Origin of the sequence: Methylocaldum sp. GT1BB (assembly GCF_051027545.1) — a bacterium.
Classification (GTDB): Bacteria; Pseudomonadota; Gammaproteobacteria; order Methylococcales; family Methylococcaceae; genus Methylocaldum.
This window is the reverse complement of the sequence record NZ_CP194902.1, coordinates 758,275-780,156: the sequence shown is the minus strand read 5'-3', so window position 1 is coordinate 780,156 and position 21,882 is coordinate 758,275. Positions and strand designations below refer to the sequence as shown.

General features: G+C 56.3%; 19 protein-coding genes. 11 read left to right on the top strand and 8 right to left on the bottom strand.

Annotated features, from left to right (window positions below):
• The first annotated feature begins 93 nt into the window (after window positions 1-93).
• The gene (locus ACR2TX_RS04685) at window positions 94-3,477 is read left to right on the top strand and encodes an EAL domain-containing protein (RefSeq protein ID WP_434131371.1); all 3,384 of its coding nucleotides are present in this window, start codon (window positions 94-96) and stop codon (window positions 3,475-3,477) included.
• Between the two features lie 9 nt (window positions 3,478-3,486).
• Here the strand turns inward: ACR2TX_RS04685 and ACR2TX_RS04680 are convergent, their stop codons facing one another.
• Entirely contained in the window at window positions 3,487-3,912 is a 426-nt protein-coding gene (locus ACR2TX_RS04680) for a hypothetical protein (RefSeq protein WP_434131369.1), read from the bottom strand.
• A 187-nt stretch (window positions 3,913-4,099) separates the two neighbouring features.
• Window positions 4,100-5,419, bottom strand: a complete 1,320-nt coding sequence (locus tag ACR2TX_RS04675) for a M18 family aminopeptidase (RefSeq protein ID WP_434131367.1) — start codon at window positions 5,417-5,419, stop codon at window positions 4,100-4,102.
• Window positions 5,420-5,518: 99 nt separating this feature from the next.
• On the opposite strand from ACR2TX_RS04675, the gene ACR2TX_RS04670 reads away from it, so the two are divergent.
• The 6 genes from ACR2TX_RS04670 (at window position 5,519) to ACR2TX_RS04645 (ending at window position 10,751) form a co-directional block, all read left to right on the top strand.
• On the top strand, window positions 5,519-7,138 hold the full coding sequence (locus tag ACR2TX_RS04670; RefSeq protein ID WP_086134676.1) for a multiheme c-type cytochrome: 1,620 nt from the start codon (window positions 5,519-5,521) through the stop codon (window positions 7,136-7,138).
• Between the two features lie 7 nt (window positions 7,139-7,145).
• The gene (gene haoB / locus ACR2TX_RS04665; RefSeq protein WP_434131364.1) at window positions 7,146-8,165 is read left to right on the top strand and encodes a hydroxylamine oxidation protein HaoB; all 1,020 of its coding nucleotides are present in this window, start codon (window positions 7,146-7,148) and stop codon (window positions 8,163-8,165) included.
• A gap of 87 nt (window positions 8,166-8,252) precedes the next feature.
• Complete coding sequence (locus ACR2TX_RS04660; RefSeq protein ID WP_434131362.1) at window positions 8,253-8,582, top strand: PilZ domain-containing protein; 330 nt, start codon at window positions 8,253-8,255, stop codon at window positions 8,580-8,582.
• Between the two features lie 113 nt (window positions 8,583-8,695).
• Window positions 8,696-9,325 (top strand): cytochrome c biogenesis heme-transporting ATPase CcmA, encoded by a 630-nt coding sequence (gene ccmA, locus ACR2TX_RS04655; RefSeq protein ID WP_077730739.1) that lies wholly within the window; start codon window positions 8,696-8,698, stop codon window positions 9,323-9,325.
• 5 nt (window positions 9,326-9,330) lie between these two features.
• The gene (ccmB, locus tag ACR2TX_RS04650) at window positions 9,331-9,999 is read left to right on the top strand and encodes a heme exporter protein CcmB (protein ID WP_077730740.1); all 669 of its coding nucleotides are present in this window, start codon (window positions 9,331-9,333) and stop codon (window positions 9,997-9,999) included.
• Window positions 10,000-10,004: 5 nt separating this feature from the next.
• Window positions 10,005-10,751 (top strand): heme ABC transporter permease, encoded by a 747-nt coding sequence (locus tag ACR2TX_RS04645; protein ID WP_077730741.1) that lies wholly within the window; start codon window positions 10,005-10,007, stop codon window positions 10,749-10,751.
• A 176-nt stretch (window positions 10,752-10,927) separates the two neighbouring features.
• On the opposite strand, the gene ACR2TX_RS04640 is transcribed toward ACR2TX_RS04645, so the two are convergent.
• Both ACR2TX_RS04640 and ACR2TX_RS04635 read right to left on the bottom strand, forming a co-directional pair.
• Window positions 10,928-11,206, bottom strand: coding sequence for an Lpp/OprI family alanine-zipper lipoprotein (locus ACR2TX_RS04640; RefSeq protein ID WP_077730742.1), 279 nt, complete (start codon window positions 11,204-11,206; stop codon window positions 10,928-10,930).
• Window positions 11,207-11,328: 122 nt separating this feature from the next.
• Window positions 11,329-11,883 (bottom strand): L,D-transpeptidase family protein, encoded by a 555-nt coding sequence (locus ACR2TX_RS04635; RefSeq protein WP_434131357.1) that lies wholly within the window; start codon window positions 11,881-11,883, stop codon window positions 11,329-11,331.
• A gap of 114 nt (window positions 11,884-11,997) precedes the next feature.
• Between ACR2TX_RS04635 and ACR2TX_RS04630 the strand changes: the two genes are divergently transcribed.
• Window positions 11,998-13,632, top strand: a complete 1,635-nt coding sequence (locus ACR2TX_RS04630) for an alpha-D-glucose phosphate-specific phosphoglucomutase (RefSeq protein WP_156880143.1) — start codon at window positions 11,998-12,000, stop codon at window positions 13,630-13,632.
• Window positions 13,633-13,689: 57 nt separating this feature from the next.
• Here the strand turns inward: ACR2TX_RS04630 and rsmA are convergent, their stop codons facing one another.
• Genes rsmA through lptD form a run of 4 tightly spaced genes read right to left on the bottom strand, consistent with a single transcriptional unit; the run spans window position 13,690 to window position 19,595 of the window.
• Window positions 13,690-14,472 (bottom strand): 16S rRNA (adenine(1518)-N(6)/adenine(1519)-N(6))-dimethyltransferase RsmA, encoded by a 783-nt coding sequence (gene rsmA / locus ACR2TX_RS04625; RefSeq protein WP_434131355.1) that lies wholly within the window; start codon window positions 14,470-14,472, stop codon window positions 13,690-13,692.
• A complete protein-coding gene (gene pdxA, locus ACR2TX_RS04620) occupies window positions 14,469-15,467 on the bottom strand; it encodes a 4-hydroxythreonine-4-phosphate dehydrogenase PdxA (protein WP_434131353.1) in 999 nt (332 codons plus the stop codon). The genes rsmA and pdxA overlap by 4 nt, the downstream gene beginning before the upstream one ends.
• Complete coding sequence (locus ACR2TX_RS04615) at window positions 15,464-16,813, bottom strand: peptidylprolyl isomerase (RefSeq protein ID WP_086134684.1); 1,350 nt, start codon at window positions 16,811-16,813, stop codon at window positions 15,464-15,466. Before ACR2TX_RS04615 ends, pdxA begins: the two co-directional genes overlap by 4 nt.
• 16 nt (window positions 16,814-16,829) lie before the next feature.
• Window positions 16,830-19,595, bottom strand: coding sequence for an LPS assembly protein LptD (gene lptD / locus ACR2TX_RS04610; protein WP_077730748.1), 2,766 nt, complete (start codon window positions 19,593-19,595; stop codon window positions 16,830-16,832).
• A gap of 217 nt (window positions 19,596-19,812) precedes the next feature.
• Between lptD and ACR2TX_RS04605 the strand changes: the two genes are divergently transcribed.
• The 3 genes from ACR2TX_RS04605 to ACR2TX_RS04595 are packed head-to-tail and all read left to right on the top strand — an operon-like array spanning window position 19,813 to window position 21,879.
• Complete coding sequence (locus ACR2TX_RS04605; RefSeq protein WP_434131350.1) at window positions 19,813-20,829, top strand: aminoglycoside phosphotransferase family protein; 1,017 nt, start codon at window positions 19,813-19,815, stop codon at window positions 20,827-20,829.
• Window positions 20,826-21,527 (top strand): N-acetylmuramate alpha-1-phosphate uridylyltransferase MurU, encoded by a 702-nt coding sequence (gene murU, locus ACR2TX_RS04600; RefSeq protein WP_434131348.1) that lies wholly within the window; start codon window positions 20,826-20,828, stop codon window positions 21,525-21,527. The genes ACR2TX_RS04605 and murU overlap by 4 nt, the downstream gene beginning before the upstream one ends.
• Window position 21,528: 1 nt before the next feature.
• Window positions 21,529-21,879, top strand: a complete 351-nt coding sequence (locus tag ACR2TX_RS04595; protein WP_205780787.1) for a DUF4870 family protein — start codon at window positions 21,529-21,531, stop codon at window positions 21,877-21,879.
• The last annotated feature ends 3 nt before the right edge of the window (window positions 21,880-21,882 follow it).

Genomic DNA, 21,882 nt, shown 5'->3' with positions numbered 1-21,882 from the left:
GGTTTTTATCCGTCCATGACAGCTTTTGCTATCTTCTACCTGCCGGAGTAACTATTATGTCGCCGTTGCCCGACAACAACAAGAAACAACCCGATGGCAGAGCTTACTTATATTTCCCCCCTCCGGCTCATAGATCTTTATATTTTCTATGGCTTTTCTTTCCTGACTCTGTCGATTGTCGTCTTTTTGCAGCCCAGAAGCGATCGTGTTCTTCCTTTTGCCTCGGAGTTTTGGCTGTTGGGGATATTCGGTTTTCTCCACGGCATCAAGGAATGGCTGGATGCCTGGATGTTGCTCAATCGAGCGGACGGCGCGGGGCTGCGTTGGTTGAATGCTTCCATATTGGTGTTTTCCTATCTGGCGTTGTTCGAGTTCGGGCGCCGATTGGTGCTGCTCTGCGCGGCTTCCCGGAATGAACGGCAACCGGTTTGGCAACCATGGCTCGGCGCCTGGATTTATCTTCCCTTCTTGACTGGCGTGTTCGCACTGACTTGGATCGCCGATGATGCCATTCGTGGGGTAAGTGCCGGCGGAAGGATTTTTTTCGGTTTCAGCGGCAGTTTGATAAGCGGTGCGTTGTTGGTGGTGAAGCGGGGCCGCGTATGCGGGTGGCCAACCTTTCCCGAGACCAGACCTTATTTCTATGTCGCCGCGGGGGCGCTGTTCGCCTATGGAGTCGTCGCCGGATTGCTGACCGAGGGCGATGCTGCATTTCCCGACTGGATACCTACCGCGAACTCGTTCCTCGCCTCTACGGGCATTCCCATATATGTCCTCAGAGGGTCTTGCGCGTTCGTGCTGGCTCTGGCTTTGGCAGTCATTACGCGAGCGGCAAACATTGCCGCGCGAAAACACGAGGAGGCAGCGCGCGCCGAGGCGGCGGCGCTCAATATCGGTCTTGCGCGACGGGTGCGGGAAAGTACGGTTTCGCTCGAAGAGGCTAACTGCAAACTTCAGGAGGAAGTCGACGAAAGAAAACTCATCGAGCAGGGACTGCGGGAGCGTGAGGCCGATTTGCGGCGTGCGCAGTCGGTCGCCCACGTCGGCAGTTGGCATTTGGACGTTCGGAATAATGCGCTCCGCTGGTCTGCCGAAACTCACCGAATCTTCGGTGTTCCCGAGGCTGAGCCCCTCGCGCTCGAAAATTTTTTGAGATTGATTCACCCGGAAGACCGTGACTTTGTCGAAAATTCCTGGCAGGCCGCCTTGCGCGGCGAGCCCTATGACATCGAGCATCGAATCGTGGTCTCGGGGCAGGTGAAATGGGTACGGGAAAGGGCCAAACTCGAATTCGATCCCAGCGGCCGCCCGGTTTCCGGTACCGGCATCGTTCAGGACATTACTCAGCGAAAGCAGGCCGAAGAGGAACTGAGGCATGCCAAGGAGCTGATCCAACTGGTGGTGGATTCGATACCGGCGTATGTATCGTTGGTGGATCGAGAGCACCGCTATGTCTTGGTCAATCGAGGTTATGAAGAGTGGTTTCAAAAATCGCGCGGCGAGATCATCGGCAAGCATATGTCCGACCTCATGGAACCGGACATTTATGAACAGGCGAAGCCCCATGCCGATAAGGCTTTATCCGGCGAGGTCGCGCGCTTCGAATTGCCGGCCAGGAATCAAAAAGGCGTGCAGCGCTGGCTGGATATTCAGTATCTGCCACGAATCGGTGGGAACGGTTTGGTATCGGGATTCTTTGCGCTTTGCTTCGACGTTACACACCGCAAGCATACGGAGCAGCGGTTAAGACGGGTACTGGAGCGATTGCGGCTTTCCGAGAATCGGCAGCGCGAGCTGGCGAGACTCGCGCAGCAAGAGCATGGGCGGATGGGTGCGTTGTTGTCGGCCATGAGCATCGGCATTTTGTTCGAAGATCGAGGGGGGCTGATCGAGTATGTCAATCCGGCTTTCCACCGCATGTGGGCGATAGACGAAGATTTTCAACTGGTGGGGCGCACTACCCGTGATGTCCTGGAGCATTCGACACACCGGTTCGCCCGGCCGGATCACGCGTCCAAATACGTGTTGCATGTGCTCGACACTCACGAAATCAGCGAGCGATTCGAGCTCGATCTATACGACGGCAGGGTTCTGACGCAAATATCCTATCCGGTGACCGATGACGACGGGCGGACCATCGGGCGCTTGTGGATTTATGAGGACATCACCTACGAACGTCAAACTGCCCAGCAACTCCTTTATCTGGCCGAGCGCGATCCCTTGACCGGCCTGTTCAATCGTCACCGCTTCCAAGATCAGCTGGAACGCCTGATCGCCACTTCGGTGCGTACCGGCAGCCGATTTTGCCTGATCTATTTCGACCTGGACGAATTCAAGTACATCAACGACACCTTCGGCCACAAAGCCGGCGACACGGTGCTCGTGCGCATCGCCGGTGAAATATCGACTTTGGTGCGCCATGAGGAAACCTTCGCCCGGCTTGGCGGCGACGAGTTCGCCATTTTGAGCACGATAACCCCGAGCAGCGACCTCGAGGCTCTCCCTGGGCGTATCGCAAACGCGATTTCGGCGATCCCGTTCCGGTTCCGCGGCACCAATATGCGCGTTACCGGGAGCGTGGGCGTGGCGGTCTTTCCCGACCATGGGGAAAACGCGGAGGATTTGGTGGCGCATGCCGACGCCGCGATGTATCAGGCTAAAGGGCAGGGCAAGAACACTTGGGCGATTTACGACCCGACACGCGACAGCTCGGAAGCCATGATGCAGCGCCTGTCGTGGAACAGGCGCATCGCGGAGGCGCTTCAGAAAGATTTATTCGAACTTCATTTCCAGGGGGTTTACTCCGTCGACAGCGGCGCATTGAGTCATTTGGAGGTTTTGGTGCGCATGCGAAATCCTGTCGATCCCGCATGTCTCATCATGCCGGGGCAATTCATTTCCATCGCGGAGAAGAGCGGCCAAATCACCGAGATCGACCGCTGGGTGTTACGGCACGGAATCGAACTGTTGGCGCGGAATCCGTCGATTCCGCCGCTCGCCATCAATATTTCCGGCCGTACATTCGACGATCCGTCCCTGCCGCATTTCATTCGCAGTCAACTGAAGCAGAACGGCGTCGATCCTGCACGGCTCATCATCGAGCTGACGGAAACGGCGGCGGTTTCGGATATTCAGGATGCGCAACGGTTCATCGAGGCCATCCAACAGGCTGGTTGCCTGGTTTGTTTGGACGATTTCGGGAGCGGATTTTCGACTTTCGGCTATCTCAAATACTTGGGTGTCGAAGTGCTCAAAATCGACGGGTTGTTTATCCGGGACCTGCCGAACAATCGCGATAATCAAGTTTTTGTCAAAGCGATGGTCGACGTGGCGCGCGGACTGCAAAAAATCACTGTCGCCGAATATGTCGAGGACGCCGCGACGCTGGAGATGATCCGTGGTCTCGGCGTCACCCTGGCTCAAGGATACTATCTCGACCGGCCAGTAGCCGACCATCCGGCCTTACTGGAGAAATGAGGCTTTAAACTACGTAATCGATTTGCTGAACCGTGCCGGCGCTTGCCGGGTTATCCGGCTTGCCTCGGGCGGCGTGTAACCGATTTCCGTCGATAGTTTCCTCGTTCCCTCGAGCTTCCTGTACAACTCTTCCGGAGACCGGATTACCGCATCGTGACCGGTAACGGCCTTTACCATGCGGCGGACGATATCGGCGATCAGGCGGTCTTTGGGACTGAGTCGGATATCAACGGGCCGATCGGCTTTTTCGGTGTCTCGGACCGACGCGGCGTCGGATGTGAGCGATACCCGGTCCATTTTGGTTAGCGGTTCGGTGGATCGACGGGACTCGCCTGTCCGCTTTCCAGTCCGAAGATCGAGCGACTCACGGCGGGCTAATACCTGTGAGGACTCGCGGTAGGCATTCATGCCGACGGAAAATGACGCTATTCGCATGCTAAACGCTCCTCTTGCGGGAAAGAACCGTCGGCATTGCTCGGATGGCCGGGCGGGAATTCCACGGCTATAAGAGTTGTATCGGCTCGGCATGCAAAAACCTGAGCCCTCGGGTGTTTCTCTCGGGAAACGGGCGCAGGTAATCGGCTGTCGTGTAGTTTGGGAGGATAAGAACAGGTTCAGGGCGTCACGCACACCGAACCGCAGGCTCGGCAAAGAACGTTTTCAGGACGGCCGCCAAGTATGCTTGATCGAGAACGCCCGCGCTTTCCCGAATGCTGTGCATCGCCCATAAGGGGCAACCCACGTCGACCGTAGGGATGCCCAGCCGAGCGGCGGTCATCGGGCCTATCGTGGAGCCACACGCGAGATCGGTCCGGTGGGAATATTTCTGGTAGAGTACATCCCCCTGCCGGCACAGCTCGATGAACTTTGCTTCCGTCATGCTGTCGGTAGCGTAACGCTGGTTCGCGTTGACCTTGATCGCGGGTCCCAGGTTGACCGCGATGCGGTGCAGCGGCTCGTAAGCGTTGGGGAAATTGGGATGATAGGCGTGAGCCGCGTCGGCGCTGATCATAAAACTGCGGGACAGGGCTTGCTTGTAGCCGGATACGTCCGCATCGGCGGCGTAGGCGATGCGTTCCAGAACATCCGAAATGAAGCTTCCCATCGCACCCCTGTTGCTTTCGCTGCCGATTTCCTCATGGTCGAAAAAAGCGCCTACGCAGGTGCTTTCCGATGCTTCGGTTTCCAAAAGCGCTACCAAGCCGGCATAGCAAGAGCTGAGATTATCGAGTTGGCTGTCGGCGACGAACTCGAGCTGAGGTCCCCAGAAAGAGCCTTTTTGGGTATCGTAGACGTTCAAGTCCCAACTGAGAATGTCGCTGGGCTTACACTCAGCCTTATCCGCCACAAGATTGAGAAATTTATGCTCCGGCGTTTCGGCGTCGCAAAGGCCGCTGAACAACAACGGCAACTCGTTTTGTTTATTGAGCTTCAATCCGTCTTCGTTCACGGAGCGGTTCATGTGAATGGCCAGATTGGCCAACCGCACCAAAGGCTGTTCGAAATGAATCAGCCGGCTCTGCAGCATCGAGTCGCTTCTGACGCAGATTCGTCCAGCGAGGCTCAGGTCCCGGTCGCTGAAGGTGGCTAGGATTGGCCCGCCGTACACTTCGACGGCGAGACGCATCATGGTTTCCGTCTGGTGCGGGGCCTTGGGTTTAAGGCGCAAACCGGGCGAGTCCGTATGAGCGCCGACAATGCGAAAGCCGCTTTCGATCATGGGCCTGGAGCCGACAATAAAAGCAATCAGCGAAGACCCGCCGCGGATGACGTAGTGTCGCCCTTCCGGACGCAAACTCCAGGTTTGACTTTCCTCCAGGCGTGTGAAGCCCTTCTCGCGCAAGCGTTTTTCCATCGTGGCAACGGCATGCCACGGGCTGGGACTGGCATCGATGAAGTCGAGCAGCCCTTGAGCGTGTCTAGCAATTTCGGGAGGAATCATGCTGAAGAATCTCAATAAAACGTTTGACGAGACTTGGTTCTGAATCGATACTATGTGGTGGGTGTCCGTTACAGACGGGGCCCTAACGGAGGAGTGACGATGCTAACAAAGATTCTAAAAAGCGTGATTTTCTTGCTTGTCGTGCAAGCGTTTACGGCAGTCGCCTACGCGAAGCAGGAAGACACCAGCTTTCAACAACTAAAAGACAAATACTATCAAGATCACCCCGGAAAGGGAAAATTCGGGGACCTTTGGGAGCCGATTCCCATCCAGAAATATTGGAATCCGAAGGACTTTTATAAGCCGCCTACAACCGTGACCGGCGAAGTTACACGCGAGCAATGCGTTGTCTGCCATCAGTCCGTAACGCCCGGTGCGTTCCATGCCTGGCAAAATAGCAGCCATGCGAACTTGGACAAGATTCGCAACATGCCCAATGCTCAGGACCCGCGCTTCTATAAGAAAGCGAAGCTAGCCGAAGTCGAGCAGCAACTGGTCAAGCAAGGGCTGCTCAAAGACGGCGAACAGCTCAAAGATGTTGGCTGTATCGACTGTCACGGCAGTGTCGGCGCCAGCTCCATTCAGCACGACAAAGATTTGGTGATGCCGGATCGGGCCAAGTGCGGAACCTGCCACACGACCGAATTTGCCGAGGCCGAGTCCGAAAAGGATCAGGAGTGGCCGCAAGGCCAGTGGCCTAAAGGCCATCCGTCCCACGCGATGGACTGGAAGGCTAACGTGGAGACCGCGATTTGGGCGGGAATGGCGGAGCGCGAAATCGCCCAAGGCTGCGATATGTGCCATTACCAGCAGAACAAATGCGACGGCTGCCACACGCGGCATACGTTTTCTGCGGCCGAGGCGCGCCAGCCGGAAGCCTGTTCGACCTGCCACAACGGCGTGGACCACAACGAATGGGAAAATTATCTGCTCTCAAAGCACGGCACGGTTTATCTGACCCAGGGCAAGCAGAAATGGAATTTCGAGGTTCCGTTGAAAGACGCCATCACCAAGGGCGGTTATACGGCGCCGACTTGCCAGACTTGTCACTTCGAGTTCGAGGGTGAATATTCGCACAACCTGGTACGCAAAGTGCGTTGGGCATTCAACCCGACCCCGGCGATCGCGGATAATCTGAATCACCCCTGGTTCGAGCAGCGGAAGGATGCTTGGCAGCAAACCTGTGCGAACTGCCATTCGCCGAGCTTTGCCGAGAGTTATCTCACCGCGGCGGACAAGGGCACGATCGCTGGCCTGAAAGTCGAGCAGGAGGCCAAGAAAGTCGTCGAAGCTTTGCATAAAGACGGCCTGTTGCCCGGACAAAAGACCAATCGGCCGGAGCCGCCGAAACCGGAGAAGGATGCTGCAGGCGGGTTCTTCCAGCTGTTCTGGGCCAAGGGAAACAACCCGTCTCACGTGGAGCGCGTATACGCCGACATGTGGGAGCACGACGTGATCAAGCTCTACAAAGGGCTGTTCCACGCCAATCCGGGCGGTTTCACCTACACCGAAGGCTGGTCGGAACTGATGCGTGATTACGCCATCATCATGGATGAGAACACCAAGCTTCGGGAAGCAGCCGGGAAAACCGCGCAAAACGGCGAATCGTCGACCCGGGTGGCATTGCGGGAGTTCAAGGATGCCGCCACCAGCCGATACGTGCTAGGTTCACTCCTAGTCGCCGCCGGCATCGTGGTGATCCGTTCCCGCAAACGCTAGGAGCGGCATGACGCAGCTTAACGAAGACACCCGGCGGAGCAGCAAACCGAGACTGTTTCTAGGCCTTGGATTGCTGCTTGCCGGGATAGCCATCTTCTTTTTGGGATTGCCGCACTTCTTTTCCGAGGAATTGCGGTTCGAAAAGATCAAGGAGATGAAGCCCGGCGATCCGGGTTTCCCCACGCTGGACGGGCAGTTTCAGCCCGAGAGCCTGGGGGAATACGAGATCGGCCGGGCGGATCAGGTGATGGTCTCTTTGCACGCCGTAAGCTACAGCGACAAAAGCGGCGCATTGCGGCGTGCCATTGTTTTTCCGCCTTCCGATCAAGGTTCATCGGCACCGCAGGGTATCAGGGACGGAAATCAGGTACGGCATGATCTCTGGGCGAACGCCGCGAAAGCGATTCGCCAACACACGGATGAGAATGCCTTGTTCGTGTCGTGGTGGGATAACGCTCAACGGATCCACTTCTTGTCCGGGCGCGACGCCTGGGCGGCGCAGCCGGTGGGCGATGCATTTCCTGAGCCGCGATCAAGAGGCTTTTGGGGTGAAATTGCCGGTGGTTTTGCCGAAGACGAGCAGCCTCTACGCCAATTGGCACGCTGGCTGACCATGGACGCCGACCAAGCACTTGCCGAGCTTTCAGAGCGTCTACCGAAAGACAGGCCGGTTTTCTGGGCCGTTTGTTTGGACGATCTGGCAAGGCTTTCGGAGATCGAAGCCTTGAGCGGCGTTAGCCTTCCCTTAGAGGCAAGGTTCTTTCCGGCCGAAGCGAATATCCACGCCCAGATTTCAGCGGTAAAACGCTGGGCTGAAGAAAAAGGCCGCGCCAGTTATCTGGTTCATCCGCTTCCTGGCGGCGGCATTCGTGCCTGGCGCATTACTTCGGAAGAGGGTGGAAAAACTCTTTTAGCCCGACTATTGCCTTTCGTCGGCTCCGTGGGGCGTACTCCCGAGCAACTGCAGCTGGTCTACCAATCAGAGCAAGGCGCTTACCTAAGTATTTTTAAGTGGATTGCGCCATAACCGAGCAAACATTGCAACGCGGAAAGCGGACGTTTTTTGAGCGTTGGGATTGACTGTCATTCGTTGAAATTATCGCTTCGATGTCGCATGCCTCTATTATTCTGCAATAATTTGACCTCGACTTTGTGGCAGAATGGGGGAGGGATGAACGATCAACGAAAATACTTGCGGACGCCACTCAACGCTAAAATATCGATCATGCATGAGTCGCTCGGTACAATCGAACTGACCACAGCCGATATCTCGGACGGTGGGTTATTTGTCCAAACGGCGGGTCGTCCGCGATTTGTTGCCGGAGACGAGGTAACAGTCCAGGTTTGCGGGATGGAGGACGCACCCATTATTCGAGCGGTTGTAGTAAGACTGACGACTAACGGAGCGGGGCTCCGGTTTCTCGACGATCCCGAAGCTTTCTAGTGCTTTCAACTTAATGTCCCGCTGGTCAGCGAGATCATCATACGGCGCCGTTGCCGCTTCGTCCGATCTCCCTTTAACGCATTGAGCATTCAAAACGCATTCCCGACCGATAAATGAACGATCCAGAGCCTACGCTTCAAGCGCGGGGATTGGAGTGCGTGCGCTCCGATAGCCTTTTGTTCAGTGACCTGAACCTCAGCGTCAGAGCCGGGCAAGTTCTTCAAATCGAAGGCCCTAATGGTAGCGGCAAGACCAGTCTGCTGCGGATACTCGCTGGCCTTACTCCGCCCAGCGATGGTGAAGTGCTCTGGCGCGGCGAAAATATCGCACGGCGGCGCTCCGCGTTTCTTTCCGAAGTCGCTTATTTGGGGCATCAATTGGGACTGAAAGCGGAACTGTCCGTAGAGGAGAATCTGCGTCTTTCTCTCGCCCTTAATGGCCTGTCTTTTTTACACGAAAGTTTGGCTGAGGCTTTGCGAACAGTAGGGCTGACGGGCCGAGAGGATACTCCCGCCCGCGCGCTCTCGGCGGGGCAGCGGCAACGCATTGCTTTAGCTCGATTGATCATGTCGTCCGCGAAGCTTTGGATTCTCGATGAACCTTTTACGGCCCTTGATGTCGGCGGCGTTTCCTTGGTGGAGACATTGCTGGAGGCTCATTTGAGCTGTGGCGGGTTGGCTGTTCTCACGTCTCATCAAACCGTGCGGATCGACCGTAGGCTCGTTAAGCTGCCTTTGGCGTGAGACAGATGATCGGTCCTTTCTTGGCACTACTTAAGCGCGATCTATTATTGGCCTTTCGGCATCGGGGCGAACTTGCGAATCCGTTGTTGTTTTTCTTGATCGTGGTGACGCTTTATCCGCTCGGGGTTAGCCCGGAAGAGGCTCTCCTCCGGAAGATTGCGCCGGGAGTGATCTGGATCGCGGCTTTGTTGGCTGCGTTGTATTCCCTGGAAAATATGTTCCGCTCCGACTTTGACGATGGTTCGCTGGAACAGATGGCCTTAAGCCCTTATCCTCTTTCGCTGCTGGTGCTCGCGAAAGTGCTGGCGCACTGGCTGGTGAGCGGATTGCCGATGCTGTTGCTGGCGCCATTGCTGGCTTTGTTTCTGGCTATGCCTACGCCGGCCCTGACCGTACTCGAATTAACTCTGCTGATCGGCACGCCGCTCTTGAGCTTGATCGGGTCCATCGGGGTGGCGTTGACCGTCGGGCTTAGGCGCGGGGGTATCCTGCTGACGTTATTGGTCCTGCCTTTGTATATTCCCGTCTTGATTTTTGCCACTAATGCCGTTTCGGCCGCTGCCGCAGGAATGGCTGTTACCGGCCAGTTATATTTTTTAGCCGCTATGCTGGTTCTGGCGCTAACCCTAGTCCCGCTGGCAACGGCTGCCGCTTTGCGAATTAGCTTGAGTTGACCCTTATGTGGACGTTCTTCCATAAACTGGCTTCGCCGAAACATTTTTACCGCATTTCCGGATATTTGATTTCATGGCTAGGATTGATAACGGCGCTGTTGTTATTGGCCGGTCTATACCTGGGCTTATTCGTTGCTCCCCCTGATTATCAACAGGGGGAAAGCTATCGAATTATGTTCGTGCACGTGCCTAGCGCGTGGATGTCTCTTTTTATTTACGTCTTTATGGCCGTGCTTAGTGCCATTTACTTGATTTGGAATATCAAGCTGGCCGATGTGATGGCGAGCAGTTCGGCGGCCCTCGGCGCGTCCTTTACATTTCTTGCGCTGGCCACGGGGTCTCTCTGGGGCAAGCCAATGTGGGGTGCTTGGTGGGTATGGGATGCGAGGCTCACATCCGAGCTGATTTTGCTCTTCCTCTATCTGGGCTATATCGCTCTGGTTTCCGCGATCGAAGATCAGCGCTCGGCGGCTCGGGCGGGCGGTGTTTTGATTTTGGTCGGGGTGGTCAATATTCCGATCATCCATTACTCGGTCGAATGGTGGAGTACCCTTCATCAGGGGCCTACGGTAACCAAATTCGACAAGCCCTCCATTCATATCAGCATGCTGCTGCCTTTGCTGCTCATGGCCGCAGCGTTTCAGCTCTATTACTTCACGGTGCTTCTAATCCGCGCCCGCGCCGAAGTTCTCGATCGTGAAAGGCGCAGTGCCTGGGTGCAGGAAGCATTCTCGGGCACTGAGCCCCGTTAGGTGCCGGCTTTTTAGCTCGTCATCCGCATACCGCCTGCTGGTAAGGTTCCCGTTTATCTCGGCGCTCTAACCGCTCCTCAAGCCAGCTTATGTCGTCCTTTCGCCCATAAAAAACCCCGGACGACTTGCGTCGACCGGGGTCTCGTAAACTGTTCGCGACTTTGAGAGACGCGAGATTACTTCATCATCGATTTTCTGAACATGCGATCCAATTTGCTGTTCACTTCCTCAGAAGAGGCAGCGGCTCTGCGAGCAGCAGATTCAGCGCTGGCAGCTTTCGATTCAGCAGCCTGAGCAGCAGACAACGCTTCGTCGGCGGTGCTCTTAACAGAGGAAACCTCCGCTTTCAAACCGTCAACCTGAGTCTGCAGGTTGTTGAGGTCGGATTTGCTGGCGCAGCCTACGGTCAAACCAGCAGACAACAGTAATACGCCCAATTTGGTTGCTTTCATCATCGTTTCTTTCCTTTTTTATTGACTGAAATGCTTGGCGAGATCATCCGTCCCGAAGAACAAATGGGTGACATTTGAAGTGTGCCCCGGAATGGATAATCTTTCCAGTATTATTTTGGCACAAATTACCGAATTACCACTAGGGTGCCTTTTTTCACCCAGGTACTGAGTCTATCGATTTGCTCGTTAGTCATCGCTATGCATCCTTGAGTCCAGTCAAAAAACTCGTGAACGGCGAGATTGGCTCGCCCCAAACCGTGAATTCCGATTTGTCCGCCGAGCACTGTGTTTTGAGGGGGAATGGCCGCGCCGATGCTGGTGCGCAAAATCGTGCGATAGGTATCCGGCCCGATTAAGCCCGTCGTAAAGGCACGCTCAGCGTTCTCCCGATTGGGATATGTAAAGCCGAAAAACTTATGGTATCGGCTGTTTTCGTTGATCCAGCCGATATGATATTCACCCAGCGGGGTTTTGTAGTCTCCCCGTTCTTTGAATAGGCCGACGCCTCTGCGCCCGATTGCAATTCTTTCGAAAACTTCCAAATCGTGGTCGCCTTCCATTACCTTCAATACATGCGGTGCGGTTTCGACTAGCAGCCATATGCTGTCGTCTTTCATATTTGCTTCCGTGTTCAGTGAGAGCAGCGCCGGAAGTAGGCCGAGAACAGATCGCAGTTTCACGTGTTGTCTCCTAGGTTTTTGTATCGTAAAGCTTACGCCAAAAAAATTTGCTCGACTGTTAAGTGGACTGAGTAGAATAAATAGACGATTTCAGCCATCTTGAAAATATTAGCCATGCCAATTGAAACCCGAAAGACAACTCCGTATTCCGATCAAAAGCCAGGAACCTCTGGATTGCGCAAGAAGGTGAAGGTTTTCTTGCAAGAGAACTATTTGGAGAATTTTGTCCAGTCGGTTTTCGATACCTTGGGCGATACGGCCGGGAAAACGCTGGTCCTGGGCGGCGACGGACGCTATCTCAACCGCCAGGCGATCCAGACTATCGTCAAAATGTCTGCGGCCAACGGCGTGGGGCGGTTGTTGATCGGGCAGGGCGGCTTGCTGTCGACGCCGGCCGCATCCTGCGTGATCCGCAAGCACAAGGCGCTGGGCGGTTTCGTTCTTTCCGCCAGCCACAATCCCGGCGGGCCGGAGGAAGACTTCGGGATTAAATACAATGTAACCAACGGCGGGCCCGCGCCCGAGAGCTTTACCGATGCGGTCTTTGCGCGCAGTCGAGTCATCGATCAGTACAGGATCGTCCGTGCTGACGACATCGATATCGACAAGATCGGCGAAACACGGCTGGGCGACATGACGGTTCAGATCATCGATCCCGTGAGCGACTATGCTCAGTTGATGGAGCATCTGTTCGATTTCAGTTTGATCGAATCGGGGCTGAAATCCGGAGCGATCACCCTGAGCTACGATGCGATGCATGCCGTCACCGGACCGTACGCTAAGCGTATTTTGGAGGAAAGGCTGGGTGCCGCGATCGGCTCCGTGATGAACGGGGTCCCCTTGGAAGACTTCGGCGGCGGCCATCCCGACCCCAATTTGACCCATGCACGGGAGCTGGCGGACCTCATGTTCGGGGCGCGGTCTCCTACGCTAGGCGCAGCGTCCGACGGCGACGGCGATCGCAACATGATCATGGGCAGCCAGTTTTTCGTTACACCGAGCGATAGCCTTGCCGTCTTGGCGGCGAATGCACATCTTCTTCCGGGTTATAAGGACGGCTTGCGAGGTGTGGCGCGTTCGATGCCGACCAGTCAAGCGGTCGATCGGGTGGCACATGCGATGGGTATCGAGTGTTACGAGACGCCCACCGGCTGGAAGTTTTTCGGCAATTTACTCGATGCTCGCAAGATCACGTTGTGCGGAGAGGAAAGTTTCGGGACCAGCTCCGATCACGTCCGCGAGAAGGATGGTTTATGGGCGGTGCTGTTCTGGCTCAACCTGATCGCCGTTCGCAAACAGTCGGTAGCCGAAATCGTCCGCGAGCACTGGCGCCGGTTCGGTCGCGACTATTATTCGCGCCATGACTACGAAAGCATGCCGGCGGAGATCGGCGACTCGATCATATCTCGCCTCCGCGCACAGTTGCCCGGTTTGGTTGGGAAGACTTTCGGTCCTTACCAAATCAGCGTCGCGGACGATTTCAGCTACCATGATCCGGTGGATGGAAGTGTCAGCGAAAAACAAGGGATTCGGATCATCTTCGAAAACGGGGCGCGGATCGTATTCAGGCTGTCGGGCACGGGAACGGACGGTGCAACCTTAAGAATCTATATCGAGCGTTATGAGCGCGATCCCGCGGAGCATAACCAAGATCCGCAGGAGGCGCTCAAAGACCTGATCGAGTTGGCCGAGAGTCTTTCTGAAGTGAAAACGCGAACCGGCATGTCCGGGCCGACGGTGATCACCTGAGCGGCAAGCGATTTCCGCGGCCGCCGAGTTGCCGGCGGCCGTTTTCGATCGGTCGCCTTATCCTGCTTTTCCTGTAAGCGCGCGGGCCAAGCGAGCATAAGCCTCCAAGCCCAGCGTTTCCGCCCGAGCCTGTGGGTCTATCCCGAGATCCTGGATTTCTCCCTCTTCAAACAGGTGCTTGAGAGCGTTTCGGAGCGTCTTGCGGCGTTGCGAGAAGGCCGCGGCAACGACCTGCCCCAAAGGCCCCGGATCGACATCCACGGGCCTGGTTTCGTGCGGTACCAGACGGACGACGGCGGACATGACTTGCGGTCGAGGAAAGAAGCTCTCGGGAGGAACCTCGAAAAGACCGTCCGCGCGACAATAGTATCGAGCCATGATGCCGAGCCGCCCATAACTCTTGTCGCCGGGAACGGCGCACAGCCTGTCGACGACTTCCTTCTGCAGCATGAAGTGCATGTCCGCTATGCATTCCGTCTGCGCGAAAAGATGAAAAAGCAGCGGCGTAGAAATGTTGTAAGGCAAATTGCCGACGACGCGAAGCTTTTTTCCGTAGCTTAACTCGCAGAACCGGAATTTGAGTGCATCTGCACGATGCAGGCGGAACTTGGTGTTACCCGAAAATTTTGTTTCCAGCGAGGCAGCCAAATCTCGGTCGATTTCAATCGCGTCCAAGCGTCCGCAGAGCGGCAACAACGCTTCGGTCAGGACGCCTTGGCCGGGACCGATCTCCACGAGGTGATCTTCGGGATCCGGGGCTATTCCGAGGACGATACTCCGCACGACGGTACTATCGCGCAGAAAATTCTGGCCAAACCGCTTGCGGGGCTGGTGATTCATGACATCTCACCGAGTCTGCAACGCATTCTGGACGCCATGCCGATAGCCTCATCGATTGCGGCCGCCAAGCTTCCCGCATCGGCTTTTCCTGTTCCGGCCAAATCCAAGGCCGTGCCATGGTCAACCGATGTGCGGATGACGGGTAGCCCCAATGTGATGTTCACCGCGCGCCCGAAGCCCGCGTATTTCAGTACCGGCAGTCCCTGATCATGGTACATGGCGAGTACGGCGTCGGCACGCTCGAGATATTTCGGAAGAAAAAGAGTGTCCGCCGGCAGCGGGCCGACCACATTCATTCCTCGTTGTCTGAGCGACTCCAGCACGGGCTCGATAATCTCGATTTCCTCGCGCCCCAGATGACCGCTCTCGCCGGCATGAGGGTTGAGGCCGCAGACGAGGATGCGCGGTGCGGCAACGCCGAAGCGGGCGATCAAGTCCCGATCGAGGGTGGTGAGTACTGCGGACAACCGTTCGCGCGTGATGCTGCGGCTGACTTCGGCCAGCGGCAAATGTGTCGTTGCCAATGCGACGCGAAGACCCGGTGCGGCGAGCATCATGACCGGGTGGCCTCCGCTGATGTTCGCGATGAACTCGGTATGGCCGGTGAAGGCGACGCCGGCCTCGTTGATGATTCCCTTGTGTACGGGGGCGGTGACCAAGGCATCGAAGCGCCTTTCCAGGCACGCGGTAACGCCGCTGGATATGGTTTCGAGAACATAGGGAGCATTGGCGGCATTCAATCGTCCGCAAGCCCGGTCGACGGCGTTGGCCGTAGGCCACACTTTGAGTGATCCGGCTCGGTGCGGCTGGACGTCGTCGGTGCCCGGCGTTCGAATTTCGAGATTAAGTCCCAGCCGCTGCGCTCGTTCCGCCAACAGCCGGGGATCGCCGATTACCGTGAGATCGCAGGCAAGTTCCCGCTGGGCGATCTGCACGCACAAATCCGGGCCGATGCCGGCGGGTTCTCCTGTAGTCAACAGTATTCTGGTGATCATTGGAATGATGGCATGAAGGACGTCGTTTCCGGTTCGTTCAAGCGAATTTCGACATAGGCCTCGTCGCGAATCCGGCGCAGCCAAAGCTCGGTTTCCTCTTCCGCTTTACGTTTGAAGATTTCTTCGCGGGCTTTGTTCTTCAACAACTCGTCGGTGTCGCTGGACTCTTGCCGTTCCAGAACTTGAAGGAGATGCCAGCCGAATTGGGTTTGCACCGGATCGCTGAGCTGGTTGACCGCTAACCGGTTCATGGCTTCCTCGAAGGGTGGAACCAAGGCGCCCGGCTGGACGAAGCCGAGATCGCCGCCCTTGATCGCCGAACCTTTATCGTCGGAGTGGCCCCGCGCCAGTGTGGCAAAGTCTTCGCCGCCTTCAATGCGCGTTTTCAAATTCAATAGCTTTTGCTTGGCGTCCTCGTCGGACAGTACTTCGTTGGGCTTGATCAGGATGTGACGCACGTGAGTTTTGGTCATGCGCTCGTCCTCGCCGCCTTTGACTCCGAGCAGTTTGATGATATGAAATCCGCTCGGGCTTCGAATAGGACCCTCGATGCCGCCTTCCTTCATCGCGGGCACCAGATCGGCAAACAGTGACGGCACCTGGCTTAACTTGCGCCAGCCGAGATCGCCCCCGCTCAGGGCTTGCGGCGAATCGGAAGAGCTGAGGGCAGCTTGCTTGAAATCCAAGCCTTGTCTGAGCTCGTCGACCAATCTCTCAGCTTTTTCTTTGGCCTTTTGCACCTCGGACGGCGACGCCGCTTGAGGGGTCGCGATCAGAATATGGCCCAGCAGATATTCGCTATCGCGATTGACATCCGATTTTCCATGGGTTTCCAGATAGTGTTGCACTTCGTGATCGCTGACCTTGATCTGGCTGTTGACCTGACTGCTTCTCAGGCGTCCTACGGTGATTTCGTTGCGGATCTGTTCGATGAAGGCGGCGTAATCGATCCCTTCTTGCCGCAATGAGCGGCGAAACTCTTCCAAACTCATGTTGTTGCGCTGGGCGATTTGCTGGACTGCCTGCCTGAGGGTTTCGTCATCGACGCGGATGCCTGCTTTTTCGGCCAAATGCACTTGAATTTTGTCGACGATCAGGCGCTCGAGGACTTGGCGGGTCAAAATTTCGTCAGGCGGAAGCTGTGTGTTGTTTTGCAGTAGGCTGGCTTTGATGGATTCGACTTTTTGCCGCAATTCGCTTTCCAGAATCACGCCGTCCTCTACGACGGCCACGATGCGATCGATCGGTCCATCGGCGAGTACCGCCGACGGCAATAGGAAAAGCGACAGAAAAAAGACCCTGCCGAACCGGGTGCTTCTGGAAAGAAAAAATGAGATCTTGAACATAGTCGGTCGTATTCGATCAATCGTTCTCAAGCCGGTAACCGCTGATGCTGCGTTGCAAGAACCGGTCTACCTGGTCGCCGAAACGGGTCAAGCCTTTCAACTCAAGCTGAACGAAGACCCCGTTGTTGGCGACATTGCCGCCGTTTACGCCAGTCCGTACGTCGTTGATGTAATGCCGTCCAATGAGACTGAAACGCCAGCAACAGGTTTCGCGCTCGATTCCCAAAAAGCTTTCCAGCGTTACCTGATCCAGCAGCGAGTATTGCCAGCGGCCGATAGCATTCCACCCTTTTGCGAAGGGCAATCGGAAAGACACATCGGTCAGGTCCAGGCGGACGAAGTCGAAGTTTTGATCGCGGCGAAACCGATAGGCGATGTTGAGCAGATGATTGTCTCGGTCGTCGTACTGCAGGGCCACTTGGCCGCGGTCGATCGTGCCGCCCTCCGGATTCCACTGTCCGCCGGTACGAAGTGACCAGGTATTGGTCAATCTGGAATAGACTTCGGCCACGAAGTTGGATTTGTCCCCGGTTTTTGCGGGGATATTGGGCAACGTCACATCGTGATCGTCGAAATAGAAAATTTCGCCGATGCTGGCCCGGAGGCGCTCCATCCCAGACACCTGGTCGATCAGTCGGGAGGTAAGCGCCAACGTGACCTGATTGGCGTCGCCTAGCCGATCGGCACCGGTAAACCGGTTCTCGCGAAACAATTGATAAAAAGTGAAGTCATATTCGCCGGTATCGAATACGGGAAGGTTTTCTTGGTTCTTGTCCGGAATGTAAAGGTAGAAGAGTCGAGGCTCCAAAGTCTGAAGCAGCGGCGTTTCGGCCAGCTCGAATTCGCGCTCGAAGAACAGTCCGCTGTCCAGGGAGAAGATCGGCGCGGTTCGGCTCAGGCTGTCATTGAGGCCGGGGGTTTGATCCTGCAGCCAGTATTGGGTGTGCTGCAAGCTCAGGCTCGGAACGACGAAACCGGCGGCGGTTCGCCAGGGGTACGAGATCCGCGGTATTACATTCAGCCGTTGGCCGGTGACTCGGCCGCCGGTGTGATTGAAATTGGCGATCTCACTAAAGCCGTTGAAGACTAAGCCGGTATTGCCCAGCCCTTGCCCGTAGTTGAAACTCACCTGCGGAAGCCGGTAATACGGTCTCCCTTCCGGGGGAATCGTGGGGTCGATCGTTTGATAGTAATCGGCCAGCGTCGAAATGCTGTAGTTCGAACCGACGTAATTCAGCTGGCCATAGCTGCGGATATGCCGCCGGTCGACGATATTCAGCGTGTTGCCCAACTCGTTCAGATAGCGATCGTCGGACACATAGTGCGCATCCACGCGGGAATACAAGTTTTCGGTGAACCGTGTATCGTTCAAGAAACCGACCTGGCCTCGGCTATCGCCTCGCACATCATCTTGGGGCATGTACTCGGCCAGCACGCGGCCCCGAGTCATTTCGGTCAGATACCGGAAATCGCCGCGCAGCAGCAGGCCGCGCTTGGTGAGGAGTCGTGGCGTGAAGGTGGCGTCATAATTGGGCGCTAGATTGAAGTAATACGGCGCCGTAAAGTCGAAGCCCCCCACCTTGGTGTTGCCGAAAGAAGGTGTAAGGAAACCGGTCATCCGGCGGTCGTCGACCGGGAAGCTCATGTACGGCGTGTAAAGTAAGGGTACGCCTTTGAATTCCAGCCAAGCGTGTTTCGCCGATCCACGGCCGGTTTCCTTATTGATCTTTACATTGCGGGCGTGAAGCATCCAATCCTGGTCGCCGGGCGGGCAAGTGGTGTAGGTGAATTTCTCGTAGCGCGATAAAGTATCGCTGTCGAAATGAGTTAAACGCGAGGTGCCTCGCGCCGGGATTGTCTCCAAAATGAACTGGGCGTTACGAAGAACGCCACGGTTCGTATCGAGCTCCAGGAAGCCGGTATCGCTGGAGAAGGTGAGTCCCTTCTCTTGATAGATGACATTGCCCTGTGCGTTCAAGGTTTCTGAAACGGTATTGTGGGTGACGAAATCCCCCCACAGCTTTTGATCCGCACGTGTCAGTTCGGCCGAACCGGTAAAGGTTGCGATTTCGTCGTCCACCATTTCGGCATAGTCGGACCGAATTTCCAACGGTTGCTGTTCACGCGCCAGCCTGTCTTGAGGAGTCAGCAGAAATTCGGTCATAGGCGCCGATTCGGACTTGCCGGCGCACGCTTGAGCCCAGGGATTGGCCGGCAGCAAGGCGGTCAAGTTGCGGAAGCGCTGTTCGTCTTCCTCGGTAATCGTGGTCGTTTCCGCCCAATTTTCGACCTTTTGGCTCTCTTCCGAGACCACGTGGGGAAGACCTTTGGGGTCGGGGCCGACTAAGGAGCAGTCCCACTCCTTGCCGGTTTCGCCAGGGCGGCAGTTCCAGCCGGGAGGTTTGGCCGCCGCGACCGATTTCGGTGGTAATGGCTGCACGGGTTGGTCCACAGGTTTCTGCTCCGCGTCTCTTTGAGACCGCGCGGGCTTGGCGGCCAGCGCCGGTTCTCGGGTCTTCGGTGGACGGACCGGTTCCGGCTCGGCAGTGGCGGGTGCCGATTCCCTCTCCTGTGTCGGCCCGGCCTTTTCAATCTCCGGCTCGTCAGGAGTCGTGGCGGCGGTATCGGGTTTGGATTTCTTGGTGATACAGACCCACTCCTTATCGTCCTTGCTGCGCTGGCAATCCCAGTCGGACGTGGCTCCCAGCAGATAGGAAGGGCTCAGTCCAAGGCACAGGATAAACACCCATCGACCACGATTGAGATGAATCAGAAACACCATGCTGCGGCTGAGGTACTTTATAACTGAGAGGCGAGTCGCAAAGTGGCTGCCACACAATTTAAGCTTGTGAACGGAGCGGCAAGAGTGGCGACAGGGGCGGAATCGCGGAAGGCATTATCTTCAGGCTGTTCTTTATGGTGAAATATCCGGTCCAATCGCCGCATTCTACCGTAAGATCCACGTTATTCGAGTACTTTTCGACACAGGGACCGTCAATATGACAATACAGAAAGATGAACGGCTCGAGGCGCTTTCCGACTGGTTGTCGAAAACCCTCAAACTTGGGGTCAGGGCTATAGAGCCCGCCTCGAGCGATGCCAGTTTTCGTCGTTATTTTCGAGCCTATTTCGATGGGGCTTCGCGCATTGTGATGGATGCGCCGCCGCCCAAGGAGAACGTGCGCCCTTTCGTCAGGGTGGCCGCGCTCCTGCGAAGTGCCGGCGTTCAAGCGCCCGAGGTGATCGCGGCCGATGAGGACCAAGGTTTCTTGTTGCTCACCGATCTGGGAGCCCGATCGTATCTGGACTGTTTGAATCCCGCATCCGTCGATCGTCTCTATGAAGACGCTCTGGACGCTCTGCTGCGCTTGCAGTATGGCGTGGATCCCGAAACTTCCGGGTTGCCTCCGTATGACGAACGCCTGCTCGGGGTCGAGCTGGATTTGTTCCGCGATTGGTTCCTCGGCCAACTTTTGGGGGTGGCGCTGGATCCCGAGGAATCCGTCGTCTTCGATGAGCTGAAGCGGCTTCTGATCGCATCCGCGCTGGAACAACCCGGGGTCTGCGTGCATCGGGATTATCATTCCCGCAATCTCATGGTCACCGAACGCCTCAATCCGGGCATTCTGGATTTTCAGGATGCGGTCGTCGGTCCCATCACCTATGACCTGGTCTCGCTGCTGCGGGATTGTTATGTTTCATGGCCGATTTCCATGGTGGAGGTTTGGGTGATCGATCATTACACGCGCCTTGCCGAAGCCGGATTCCTCTCTTCGGTCGGTCCGGACCTATTCCGGCGGTGGTTTGATCTCATGGGAATGCAGCGTCACCTCAAGGCGATCGGCATTTTTTCCCGGCTCAAGTTGCGCGATGGCAAGTCCGGCTATCTCAAGGATATCCCGCGTACCATGAGCTATGTGATCGAGGTCTGTAAGCAATATCCGGAACTTACCGGCTTCCTGCACTTTTTGGAAAATCGGGTCTTGCCCCGAATGACTTTGGATAAGGTGACATGAAAGCCATGATTTTGGCGGCCGGGCGCGGCGAGCGGATGCGGCCCCTCACCGACCGGACACCGAAGCCGCTGTTGACGGCAGGCGGTCGGCCACTGATCGAGCATACGATCGAATCTTTGGTCCGGAGCGGGTTCGTCGATATCGTCGTCAACACCGCCTATCTCGGAGATCAGATCGAAGCCCACTTGGGACACGGGGCCTCATTAGGGGCGAGGATAGCCTATTCTGCCGAAGGCGAGGCGCTCGAGACCGGTGGCGGTATTTACCGGGCATTGCCGCTATTGGGCGAGGATCCGTTTTTGGTGGTCAATGGCGACGTCGCTACCGATTATCCTTTCGGGCGGTTGCGGAGCCAGCCGTCCGGGTTGGCTCATCTGGTGCTGGTCCCCAATCCGTCTCACCATCCGCGGGGCGACTTCGCTTTGCAAGACGGGATGGTTTTGGATTCCGTGGATTGCCGCTTTACCTTCAGCGGCGTCGGTGTTTATCGTCCCGAGTTGTTCGCGGGCTGCTCGCCCGGCAAGTTTCCCCTGGCGCCCTTGCTGAGACGAGCAATGGCGGACGGGCTGGTAAGCGGAGAAGTGTATGCGGGCTTTTGGATGGATATCGGCACCATCGATCGGCTCCAAGCATTCGATGAGTACTTGAGGTCTAACCGAAAAATGAATGCCTCGATTGGTCTGAACCTGGAGGTTTGAGATGCAGGGCAAAATGTTCCCGGAATCAGATGCAAGAGATCTCAGCAAAGAGAAACGGCTTACCCAAGTTATTTATGCCTTGCAGGCCGCGTCTTTTTTGGTTGGGATCACCTACATCGTCGCAGCGGTGATTAATTATGTGAAATGGCCGGACGTGGCGGGGACTTGGCTGGAGACCCATTTCCGTTGGCAAATCAGGACCTTTTGGTACGGCATCCTGTGGGGAATCGTGGGTGGGCTGACTTTGTTCGCTTTCGTAGGCTACGTTATTCTTACGGCCAATACGATCTGGATTGTTTACCGTATCGCCGTGGGGTGGATGGCGCTAAGCGAAGATCGGCCGGTGAGCTGACGA